This is a genomic window from Streptomyces sp. NPDC096311 (assembly GCF_044763085.1).
In the GTDB taxonomy this organism is placed as follows: domain Bacteria; phylum Actinomycetota; class Actinomycetes; order Streptomycetales; family Streptomycetaceae; genus Streptomyces.
In genome coordinates, this window is the sequence record NZ_JBIWFN010000046.1 from 1 (window position 1) to 10,999 (window position 10,999).

The 10,999-nt window shown below is 70.3% G+C and carries 10 protein-coding genes and 1 pseudogene; 4 read left to right on the plus strand and 7 right to left on the minus strand.

Features of this window, described 5'->3' with window-relative positions; all coding sequences use genetic code 11:
• Window positions 1–188, minus strand: a 188-nt coding sequence (locus ACIRA5_RS52300; RefSeq protein WP_403705412.1) for a hypothetical protein, incomplete at its 3' end; no start/stop codon positions are given.
• A gap of 142 nt (window positions 189–330) precedes the next feature.
• On the opposite strand from ACIRA5_RS52300, the gene ACIRA5_RS52305 reads away from it, so the two are divergent.
• The 3 genes from ACIRA5_RS52305 (at window position 331) to ACIRA5_RS52315 (ending at window position 2,944) form a co-directional block, all read left to right on the plus strand.
• Window positions 331–1,440, plus strand: coding sequence for a potassium channel family protein (locus tag ACIRA5_RS52305; protein WP_403705415.1), 1,110 nt, complete (start codon window positions 331–333; stop codon window positions 1,438–1,440).
• Between the two features lie 296 nt (window positions 1,441–1,736).
• Window positions 1,737–2,399, plus strand: a complete 663-nt coding sequence (locus ACIRA5_RS52310; protein ID WP_403705418.1) for a hypothetical protein — start codon at window positions 1,737–1,739, stop codon at window positions 2,397–2,399.
• A 182-nt stretch (window positions 2,400–2,581) separates the two neighbouring features.
• Window positions 2,582–2,944, plus strand: coding sequence for a hypothetical protein (locus ACIRA5_RS52315; protein ID WP_403705421.1), 363 nt, complete (start codon window positions 2,582–2,584; stop codon window positions 2,942–2,944).
• A 124-nt stretch (window positions 2,945–3,068) separates the two neighbouring features.
• Here the strand turns inward: ACIRA5_RS52315 and ACIRA5_RS52320 are convergent.
• The 6 genes and pseudogenes from ACIRA5_RS52320 to pdhA form a co-directional block, all read right to left on the minus strand.
• A pseudogene (locus ACIRA5_RS52320) lies at window positions 3,069–3,479 on the minus strand (potassium channel family protein); the annotation flags it as partial.
• A 51-nt stretch (window positions 3,480–3,530) separates the two neighbouring features.
• Window positions 3,531–4,925 (minus strand): molybdopterin molybdotransferase MoeA, encoded by a 1,395-nt coding sequence (locus ACIRA5_RS52325; protein WP_403705424.1) that lies wholly within the window; start codon window positions 4,923–4,925, stop codon window positions 3,531–3,533.
• Window positions 4,922–5,875 (minus strand): NTP transferase domain-containing protein, encoded by a 954-nt coding sequence (locus ACIRA5_RS52330; protein WP_403705427.1) that lies wholly within the window; start codon window positions 5,873–5,875, stop codon window positions 4,922–4,924. Before ACIRA5_RS52330 ends, ACIRA5_RS52325 begins: the two co-directional genes overlap by 4 nt.
• A 25-nt stretch (window positions 5,876–5,900) precedes the next feature.
• On the minus strand, window positions 5,901–7,283 hold the full coding sequence (locus tag ACIRA5_RS52335) for a dihydrolipoamide acetyltransferase family protein (RefSeq protein ID WP_403705470.1): 1,383 nt from the start codon (window positions 7,281–7,283) through the stop codon (window positions 5,901–5,903).
• A complete protein-coding gene (locus ACIRA5_RS52340) occupies window positions 7,283–8,287 on the minus strand; it encodes an alpha-ketoacid dehydrogenase subunit beta (RefSeq protein WP_403705430.1) in 1,005 nt (334 codons plus the stop codon). The genes ACIRA5_RS52335 and ACIRA5_RS52340 overlap by 1 nt, the downstream gene beginning before the upstream one ends.
• Entirely contained in the window at window positions 8,284–9,426 is a 1,143-nt protein-coding gene (gene pdhA, locus ACIRA5_RS52345) for a pyruvate dehydrogenase (acetyl-transferring) E1 component subunit alpha (RefSeq protein ID WP_403705433.1), read from the minus strand. Before pdhA ends, ACIRA5_RS52340 begins: the two co-directional genes overlap by 4 nt.
• A gap of 173 nt (window positions 9,427–9,599) precedes the next feature.
• Here pdhA and ACIRA5_RS52350 point away from each other — a divergent pair, with 173 nt between their 5' ends.
• A complete protein-coding gene (locus tag ACIRA5_RS52350) occupies window positions 9,600–10,100 on the plus strand; it encodes an Lrp/AsnC family transcriptional regulator (protein WP_373306538.1) in 501 nt (166 codons plus the stop codon).
• The last annotated feature ends 899 nt before the right edge of the window (window positions 10,101–10,999 follow it).

Below are 10,999 nucleotides of genomic sequence, written 5' to 3' on the forward strand. Positions count from 1 at the left end.
TCCGGGCGGCCAAGTTCTTTGAGCCATCCAGCGGCGACAAGCTCACAGCCATACCCAGAACCCCTGGGTCCGCCGATCTTACGAATGACCGGCATAGAACCACGCTTGGAAGGTAGGACAAGCTCAGCGACCTCCTCAGTCGTCGCCCCGCAGCCGCCGAACTGCTTGATGCCTTGGCTAATCTTCATCGAACAGAACCTCACCTGGCATACGCCCGAAGCCACCCACGAGAGGGACGTGCTGGGTTCTGTGGTTCAACACCGGTGCAGCATCATCCGAGACCATAGCGACCATGCTGGCTGACTGGATCACCGTCGCAGGGGGCAAGCGATGAACGACGCGAAGCGACCACCCTCCAAGATCGCGAGGTTCTCGATTCTCCGGTCTCTCTGGTACCGGTCGCGGGCCGAGGCCATAGACGATGCCGAGGCCGGACGTTCAATCACCATGCCCATCGAGAGCAGCATGCCGCCTCTCCAACAGGTTCTACGGCGCTTGGCCATGGCCCTGTTGGTGCTAGCCGTCACTACGTTTCTCGTCTGGTTCGACCGTGACGGTTACAACGACAACTCCGACGGCAGCGTCGACTTCATCGATGCCGCGTACTACGCGACCGTCACCCTCTCGACCACCGGATACGGCGACATCACCCCGGTCAGCGACGCCGCCCGACTCACCAACATCTTCGTCATCACGCCCCTGCGCGTCCTCTTCCTGATCATCCTGGTCGGCACCACACTCGAAGTGCTCACCGAGCGCACCCGCCAACAGGTGCGTGTGCATCGTTGGCGCTCCCGTATGCGGGATCACGTGGTCGTCGTCGGCTACGGAACCAAAGGCCGGCAGGCCATCGAGACGCTTCTTGGGCAAGGCACCCGCAAGGACGAGATCGTTGTTGTCGACCCGCAGCGGCAAACCGTGGAGGCTGCCAGCAGCGACGGGCTGGTGTCTGTACTCGGAGACGCCACCCGCTCAGACACCCTTCGAAAGGCCGAGTTGCAGAGTGCTGCCCATGTGATCGTTGCCCCTCAGCGCGACGACACCGCAGCATTGGTCACCCTGACCGCGCGCCAGCTCAACAAGCGCGCAACCATCGTCGCCGCAGTGCGGGAAGACGAGAACGTACCGCTGTTGAGGCAGAGCGGCGCCGACACAGTCGTTACCAGCTCCAGCTCTGCGGGACGCCTCCTCGGTTTGTCTATGGCCAGCCCTCACGCCGCAGACGCTCTGGAAGATCTGATGACCTACGGGAGTGGACTGGACCTCGTGGAGCGTCCAGTAACCAACGATGAGGTTGGTCGGTCTCCTCGGGAGTGCACGGATCTCGTTGTGGCCGTCGTACGAGGGAAGGCAGTCTTTGACTACACCGAGCCGCAGACCGCAAGCCTCCAAGCCGGAGACCACGTGATCTCGATCAGGCAGGCAGTGTCCAACAGCTGATTCAGCGGGCCCTCCCTTGCATAAACCAGCCTCGATTCATAATTCGGAAGTGACAATTCCACCTCAGATAAACCTCAATTATCCGGCGGATCATAACGGTCAGATCCTACCTTGTTCGGTCACTCCCCTAAAGCGCGAGTCAAGGATTGATCATTACACAACTCTTGTCATGGACGCGTTCAGTATTCGCGGAATAAGTTGTGACCTATCGGCGCGAAGTCGCGTCGGTGCTTGAATTAGGGGGATTTATCGTGACGCTCAATCGGCACGCATGGCACCGAGTGACCAAGGTGGCCATGGGTGCTTCTGTGGCGGTACTGCTGTTCAGCGCGACCGGGACATCGGCAGCATTTGCCGATGACGGGGACCCGACGGGCGATTCGACAACGGTCCACACGGACCCGCAGGCCGACCCCGAAGAGACTGATCTAGTAGAACTGACCCCCAGCCAGGTCGACGCTGACCCCGATATACCCGGCGCCAACTCCGACGGCACCGGGGCGGGCATGAACCACCCGGGCTCCGAGCTCTGTGACGATGTCAACGTCTACACGCCAATCAACAAGGGCGGCTACCACGTCAAGGGTGTTGGCGCCACCAACGTGAATTCGAACGGCACAAACCACGCGATAACGTCAACATTCACGGCCGAGGTCACCGGTACTGTGGGGATTGCCATCTCGGGCGACCTCAAGACCACCGCTAAGTTCCTTATCGCCAAGATTGAAGCGAAATACAACGTCACCCTCTCGGCATCAATGACAGCGAAGCTCGGCAACACTGTCCAGACGTCGACGCCCGCCCATAAAGCCAGCCACGCAACGTACGGGGTGTACAGGCTCCGAAACCAGGGGACGAGCTACCACGTGTACAGCAGCTGCCATACAACTCCGAAGAAGACGGTCACCAGCTACACCCCCCACCACGTCGGCTGGTACATCTGGGAGACCAAGATCTAATGACCTTCTCCAGCCGGACCGGCCGCCTGGCATGCGTCGCTGTGCTCTCCGCTACCGCAGTTGCAGGGTGCACGAGCAGCCACACCACCGCGTCCGGACAGGGCAAGTCGAGCGAACCCGCTCACAGCAGCACCCCAACGACGCCGAAGACCACGCAGCCACCCACTGTCCCAGCAGACACAGTGTCCAAAGCCCCGAATCTCGCTCAGGACGACATTAAGGCCGTGGTGTCCGCCGCCTCCGTCACAGGCAGCGCTGCATATCCTCTCAAGGGCGGAGTTCTAGCGGGTAAAACCCTTGCTACCGCAGTGAACTGCGAAGGCAAGGGAACCCTGACGGTGACCCTGAAGCCGACAGGAATCAGCTTCCCGCTGCAATGTGAGGACGGGAAAGTCAGTCCCACCTTCAACGAGGTCGAACTGTCCCAGGGACACAAGAGCGCATATCTCCAGTTCACCGTCTCCTCGATGGCCATCAAGTGGTCATTCGCGGCAGGCTGGGACCCGCACCCTCCAAAACACGAGGATGCCGACGGCGCGGCGTGAAAACTCGTAGCGCCGGGCGAACCCAGTAGCCGAACCCTGGCGCCGGTTTCACCAGCAGGAGCCGTCAGCCCCGCAAGGGCCGGCGGCTCCTCCTCGTTGTGTTACCTCTGGCAAACCGTTGACTCCAGCGGTTCAATCGCCACTCCTCGCGGGTGCGTTCCGTGAGGACCTCGAGCGTGGTGCCGACCAGGATGATCAGGAACAGCACGCGCAGCGGCGTGATGACGAAGATGTTGGTGAGCCGGGCGGCGTCGCTGACCGGGGTGATGTCGCCGTATCCGGTGGTCGAGAGGGTGACGGTGGCGTAGTAGAGGGAGTCGAGGAAGTCGACGCCGTCACCCGCGTTGTCGTGGTAGCCGTCGCGGTCGGCCCAGACGATGAAGGCGGTCGCGGCGAGCACGAACAAGGCCATCGCCAGGCGTTTGACGACCTGGCGGATGGGGCGGTCCACCACTTTTCTCGGGAGTTTCACCCGGTGGGTCACGAGATGCTCGTCTGCTTGGCGGGCGATCGCATCATGGCCCGGCAGTTTCACGTGAAACACTCCCCGATCCGGCTCACCGTCCGGTTCATGCCTTCACTCATCTCAGGCATTCCCCATACCGGCCAACGCCCAGGGCAGATCGAGGAGTTCCAGCTCCTGGCCCGCACGGGCGCCGCCGGGTGGTACGACCGCGAGGGCGTCGGACGCCGCGATGCCCCGCAACATGGCCGGACCGTTGTAGTGCAGCGGTACGGCCCGGTCGGCACGCACCACGACGGGGATGAGCCGGGTGTCGTACGGGTGCCCGTGGACCGCGTCCCCGAGCGGCAGCGTGTACGGCTCCGGTGCCGACCGCCCTGCCAGGACGCGCAGGAGGGGCTCGGCGAGCGTCAGCAGGCCGGAGACGGCTGCCAGGGGGTTGCCGGGCAGGCCGACGAGGTGTTGGTTCTCCTTGGTGCGGGCCAGGACCATGGGGTGACCCGGGCGGACCTTGACGCCGTCCACGAGGAGTTGGGCGCCGATGCGGCTCAGGGTGGGGTGAACGTGGTCGACGGGGCCCGAGGCGGTGCCCCCGGTCGTGACGATCAGGTCGGCGTCGGAGCGGGTGATCGCCTTGTGCAGGGCCTTGGCGTCGTCGCCCAGCCTGCGTACCGCGAGGACCTCGGCACCGAGCGAGCGCAGCCAGGGCGGCAGCATCGGCCCGAGCGCGTCCCGGATCAGGCCCTCCTGGGGGAGCCCCTCGGTGAGCAGTTCGTCACCGAGGACGAGGACTTCGGCACGGGGGCGGGGAATCACGGTGAGGGTGTCGTATCCGGCGGCCGCGGCGAGGCCCAGGACGGCGGGGGTGACCACGGTGCCGTCCGGCAGGAGCTGGTCGCCGCTGCGGCACTCCTGGCCACGGGGCCGGATGTCCTGCCCGTGCACGGCCTCCCGGGTGGCGTGCAGCCGCCCCTTGTCGTCGAGGCGCCCGTGCTCGCTGCGCAGCACGGCGGTGGCGTCCTGCGGGATGCGCGCACCGGTGGCGATCCGCACCGCCTCGCCGTCGATGAGCGGCTCCGGCTTCGCGTGGCCCGCGAGTACCCGCTCCTCGCGGAGGTCCCAGGGGCCGGGTCCGGCTACCGCATAGCCGTCCATCGCGGAGGTGTCGAAGGAGGGCAGGTCGGTGAGCGCGGCGAGCGGGGCGGCGAGGACCAGACCGAGCGCCGCGTCCAGGGGCACGGAGACGGGGGCGCGCCGCGGGACGGAACGGGCGGCCCGCTCGGCGGTCGTACGAGCCTGGGGCCAGGGGGTGGCCCTGTGTCCGTCGCCCTTGCCCTTGGCGCTGTCGGGGGCGTGAGGGCGGCTCTCGCCCTCCGATGTGGGCGCGGGGACCGCGGGGGTGCCGTGGCCGTGCCGGGGGCCGGACGCGCCTCGGGGGTCCTTGACCAAGGCCAGGGCCTCCTCCACGTCGAGGTCGTCGGCGTCCTGACCGAGGGGCCGGGCGCGGGGCGCGTTCATCCGGCGTCGGGGGTCGGCTTGGCGTCGGCGGTCGGCAAGGCGTCCGAGGCAGGCTTGGCGTCGGGGGTGTCCTCGGCCGCCCAGCGGAGCGCGAGCGCCGCGGCCTTGCGGGATGCCTCCGCGACGGCCTCGGGGCCTCCCCCGGCCTGTGCGGCGGCGTATCCCACGAGGAACGTGGTCAGCGGCGCCGCGGGCCGGGCCACACCGTGCGCGGCGTCGCGGGCCACGTCGAGCAGAGCGCCGGTGTCGACGTCCAGGTCGATGCCCAGCTCGTCCTTGACTGCGGAAATCCATTCATCCAACACGTTCCCATGCTCCCTGATGCGGGCCCGGGCGGCGGCAATGTCGTCCCAGGTGTCGCAGTCGAAGGACGCGACGGGGTCGGAGATGCGGGTGAGGTCGAGCGCGGCGGTGAGCCGCCGCAGCGGCAGCCCGGTGACTCCGCCGTGGGCGACGGTGAGCACGGTCAGCTCCCGGCGCAGGGCGTTCGCGCGGTAGGCGGCCACGAGCGGCTGATCGCGGCCGTCGGGGTCGGTGAGCAGCACGCCGTCGGGTCGCGCCGGACCCTGGGGGGCGTCGCCCGTCCGCAGGGCGTCCAGCAGGCGCCGTACCGTCGCCTGATCCAGGAACGGCAGGTCGGCGGAGAGCACCACGACGTGTTCCGCCGAAATGTGCCGCAGGCCGGCGTCGAGCGCGGCGAGCGGCCCCCCGCCGGGCGGCTCCTCGCGTGCCCACTCCACGGGGCGCGCGGTCTCTCGGGGCTCGGCGACGACCACCGTGGTGGTGGCGGTGGCGCAGGCGGCGAGCACCCGGTCGAGCAACGGGCGCCCGCCCACGCGCAGACCGGGCTTGTCCGCTCCGCCGAGCCGGCGTGCGGCGCCGCCCGCGAGGACGACGGCGTCGTACGGGGCGGCGGGGCCGGGGGTGCCCGGTGGCTCGTACGCGGTCATCCCCCGAGTATGCGTGCCGCCGCAATCACAGGGAACGCAGGAGCACCGCCGGCTGTTCGACGCAGTCCGCCACATGGCGCAGGAAGCCGCCCGCCGTGCCGCCGTCGCACACCCGGTGGTCGAAGGTGAGCGACAGCTGGACGACCTGGCGCACGGCCAGCTCGCCCTCGTACACCCAGGGTTTGGGGACGATCCGGCCGACGCCGAGCATGGCGGCCTCGGGGTGGTTGATGATCGGCGTGGAGCCGTCGACGCCGAACACTCCGTAGTTGTTCAACGTGAAGGTGCCGCCCGTGAGTTCCGCGGGTGTCAGCGTGCCGGTGCGTGCGGCCTCGGTCAGCCGGGCGAACTCCGCGCTCAGCGATTCCGCGTCGCGCGTGTGGGCGTCCCGGACGACGGGGACGACGAGACCGCGCTCGGTCTGTGCCGCGAAGCCCAGGTGGATGTGGTCGAGGCGGACGATCTCGCGGGCTTCCGTGTCGACCGTGGAGTTGAGCTCCGGGTAGCGGGCCAGTGCGGCGGTGCAGATGCGGGCGAGGAGCGCCAGCAGGGAGATCTTGGCACCGCCGGTGGCGTTCATCGCCCTGCGCGCGTGCAGGAGTTCCGTCGCGTCGGCGTCCACCCAGCAGGTCGCGTCGGGGATCTCGCGACGACTGCGGGAGAGTTTGTCGGCGACCGTGCCGCGGATGCCCCGGAGGGGGATACGGGTGCCGGCCGTGGCAGGTGCGGGGGCCACGGGGGCGGGTTCGGGAGTGTGCGGGGCGAGCCGGGTTTCCGGCTGCCGGACCGGGGTGGCGGCCGAACGCAACGCGTGCTCCACGTCCGACCGCAGGATCAGCCCGTCGGGGCCGGAACCCACCAGGGTCCGCAGGTCCAGGCCGTTCTCCCGGGCGAGCCTGCGGACGAGCGGGGAGATCACCGGTACGGGGCCGTCGGCGCGTACCGCCGCCCCGATGTGGTCACGGGCCGGCCTGGGTTCGCGCGCTGGGGCGCCCGGGTGGTCGTCGGCGGGGTGGTGCACGGGCCGGGTCTGCGTGTGCGCCCCGGGCGGTGTGGTCGCCCCGGCGGTCGGCCGTACCCTTCTGCGTCGCGCCGGCGGTGCCCCGGTGCCGTACCCCACCAGCACGTTGCCGGAGCCCTCGGTCTCTTCGCCGGAGGACGGCGCGCCGACCGCGACGGTCAACAGGGGGGAACCCACGGGCAGTTCCGTGCCCTCCTCGCCGAAGCGTGCGGTGACCACGCCTCCGTAGGGGCAGGGGACCTCGACCATCGCCTTGGCCGTCTCGACCTCGACGACGGGCTGGTCGACGGCGACGACGTCGCCGACCTCCACCAGCCAGCGGACGATCTCCGCCTCGGTGAGGCCCTCACCGAGGTCGGGGAGCTTGAACTCCAGCACCTGGGCCATCAGCTGTCCGCCTCCCATTGCAGGCGCCCCACGGCGTCCAGGATCCGGTCGACGCCGGGCAGGTGGTGCCGCTCCAGCATCGGCGGCGGGTACGGGATGTCGAATCCGGCGACGCGCAGCACCGGCGCCTCCAGGTGGTGGAAGCAGCGCTCGGTGACGCGGGCCGCGATCTCGCCGCCCGGGCCGCCATAACCACCGGCTTCGTGCACGACGACGGCGCGTCCGGTCCGCCGCACCGATGCCGCCACGGTCTCGTCGTCGAAGGGCACGAGCGAGCGCAGGTCGACGACTTCGAGGTCCCAGCCCTCGGCCCGCGCCGCCTCGGCCGCCTCCAGGCAGACGGGCACGGACGGCCCGTACGTGATGAGCGTGGCGCTGCGGCCCGCGCGCCGCACCACCGCGCGGCCGATCGGGTCGACGGCCGTCGGCTCGTCGGGGTTCCAGGAGTCCTTCGACCAGTACAGGCGCTTGGGCTCCAGGAAGACGACCGGGTCGTCGGAGGCGATGGCGGCGCGCAGCAGCCCGTATGCGTCGGCGACGGTCGCGGGCGTGACGACATGGAGTCCCGGAGTCGCCATGTAGTACGCCTCGGAGGAGTCGCTGTGGTGCTCGACGCCGCCGATACCGCCACCGTACGGAACCCGGATGGTGATCGGGAGCGGCATGGCACCGCGGGTGCGGTTGCGCATCCGTGCCACGTGCGAGATCAGCTGCTCGAACGCCGGGTAGGCGAACGCGTCGAACTGCATCTCCACGACCGGCCTGAGCCCGTACATGGCCATGCCGACGGCTGTCCCCAGGATTCCCGCCTCGGCGAGCGGGGTGTCCGTGCAGCGGTCCTCGCCGAACTCCTTGGCGAGCCCGTTGGTGACGCGGAAGACGCCGCCCAGGGTGCCAACGTCCTCGCCCATGACATGGACGGTCGGGTCGGCGGCCATGGCGTCGCGGAGCGCGCGGGTCAGGGCCTGCGCCATGGTGGCGGGTTTGAGCGCGACGGTGGTCATCGGGCCGCACCCTCCGACTCGGCCTCGGCCGCGAGCTCGGCGCGCAACAGCGCCTCCTGCTCGCGCAGTTGTGGTGTGGGCTCGGCGTACACGTGGGCGAAGAGGTCCATGGGGTCGAGCACCGGGTCCTGGTTCATGCGGGCGCGCAGGTCGGCGGCCATGATCTCGGCGGCCTCGCGGGCCTCCCGTATGCCGTCGTCGTCGAGCAGGCCGCGCTCGGTCAACTCGCGCTCCAGGAGGGCGATCGGGTCGTGCGCCCGCCAGGTCTCGACCTCGGAGTCGCCGCGGTAGCGGGTGGCGTCGTCGGCGTTCGTGTGGGCTTCCATGCGGTACGTCACGGCCTCGACCAGCGTCGGACCGCCTCCCGCGCGCGCGTGGCGCACGGCGTCGCTCAGGACCTCGTGCACGGCCGCCGCGTCGTTGCCGTCGACCAGCCGACCGGGCATTCCGTAGCCCACGGCCTTGTGGGCCAGGGAGGGGGCGGCGGTCTGCTTGGCGAGCGGGACGGAGATGGCGAAGCCGTTGTTCTGGACGAGGAAGACGACCGGGGCCTGCCAGACCGCCGCGAAATTCAGCGCCTCGTGGAAGTCGCCCTCGCTGGTGCCGCCGTCGCCGACCAGGGCGAGCGCGACCACGTCGTCGCCCTTGAGGCGGGCGGCGTGCGCGAGGCCCACGGCGTGCGGGAGCTGGGTGGCCAGGGGGGTGCACAGGGGTGCGATGCGGTGCTCGTGGGGGTCGTAGCCGGTGTGCCAGTCGCCGCGCAGGAGAGTGAGGGCCTGGACGGGGTCGAGGCCGCGGGCGACGGCGGCGAGGGTGTCGCGGTAGCTCGGGAAGAGCCAGTCGCGCTCCTCGAGGACGAGTGCGGCGGCGACCTCGCAGGCCTCCTGGCCGGTGCTGGACGGATAGACGGCGAGGCGGCCCTGCTTGGTGAGGGCGGTGGCCTGCGCGTTGTAGCGACGACCGCGCACCAGCTCCGCGTACAGACGGCGCAGCAGGCCCGGGTCGACCTGCGCGGCGGCTTCGGTGCCGAGGACGCGGTGGGGCAGCGCGTCGGGCAGCAGCGGCGCGGGGTCGGTGCGGGGCTGCCAGGCGGGCGGCGGCGTGGGCCGGTAAGCGCCTCGCTGCTCCATGACCGTCATGACGGCACCTCCTCGTGGGAGCGGCTTGGGCGCCGGACGGGTGTGAGGCGCCTCACCTACCGATTGTTCGGTCGTCGGCACATTTTGGCTACAGGCGCCGCCAGGCTGTGGACAAACGGTTCTGCACAGCCTGAGATGGACGCAGTACGTCCATGGTAGGGAGGCGGGGGGACATGGCACCTGAACAAATGGCCGAGCCGTCGGAGGCCGGCCCTGTCCCGCCGCCCGCCCGTCCGCTCGACGCCATCGATCAGGACATCCTGCAGATGCTCCAGGCGGACGGCCGCGCCTCGATACGCTCCGTGGCCGAACGGGTGCACGTGTCCCGCGCCAACGCCTACGCGCGGATCAACCGACTCATCGAGGACGGTGTGATCCGCGGCTTCGGGGCGCGCGTCGACCACGAACGCGCCGGGCAGGGCACGTCGGCGTACATCACCCTCAAGATCGTGCAGAACTCCTGGCGCACGGTCCGTGAGCAGCTCAGGGTGCTGCCAGGCGCCTCCCACATCGCCCTGGTGGGCGGCGACTTCGATGTCCTGCTCCTGGTGCACACCCCCGACAACAGGGCCCTCCGCGAACTGGTCCTCACCCGCCTCCAGGCCATCCCCGAGGTCCTCAGCACCCGCACACTCCTGGTCTTCGAGGAGGAGGACCTCGAGCCGGAGGGCTGAGGGGGCGGTGAGAGACGTGTGGCACCGGCGCCGGGGCGGTCTTGGACCTGCGGCTTGAGGCCGGAGCCTCGGCCCGGCGCCCGGAACCCCGCCCGGAATCCCGCCCGGAAACCCGGCGACGGAAACCGGCCAGGACCCCTCGCCACCGGGCCCGGCTCCGAGGCGCGGCCCCCTGGAGCCCGCCTCGGGGCCGGACCTCCCGCCCCGAGGCCGAAGACTCGAACCAAGGCCTGGGGCGCAAGAGCCAGGACGGGGAGCCCAGGGGGTTGGAGAGCCGGGGCCTGGGAGCCCGGGGCGGCGGGGCCGATGGCCCAGAGTCCGGGGGCCCGGGGGGGCGGAGGGCCAGGGGCCTGAGGGCCCGCGGGTCGGAGGGCCGGGACCGGTGGCCCAGAGTCCGAGGGCCCGGGGGGGCGGAGGGCCAGGGGCCTGAGGACCCGCGGGTCGGAGGGCCGGGACCGGTGGCCCAGAGTCCGAGGGCCCGGGGGGCGGAGGGCCAGGGGCCTGAGGACCCGCGGGTCGGAGGGTCCACGGGTCGGTGGACCGGGACCGGTGGCCCAGAGTCCCAAGGCCCGGGGGCGGAGGGCCGGGGCTGAGAGCCCACGGGTCGGAGGGTCCACGGGTCGGAGGGCCGGGACCGGTGGCCCAGAGTCCCAAGGCCCGGGGGCGGAGGGCCGGGGCTGAGAGCCCACGGGTCGGAGGGTCCACGGGTCGGTGGACCGGGACCGGTGGCCCAGAGTCCCAAGGCCCGGGGGCGGAGGGCCGGGGCTGAGAGCCCACGGGTCGGAGGGTCCACGGGTCGGAGGGCCGGGACCGGTGGCCCAGAGTCCCAAGGCCCGGGGGCGGAGGGCCGGGGCTGAGAGCCCACGGGTCGGAGGGTCCACGGGTCGGAGGGCCGGGAC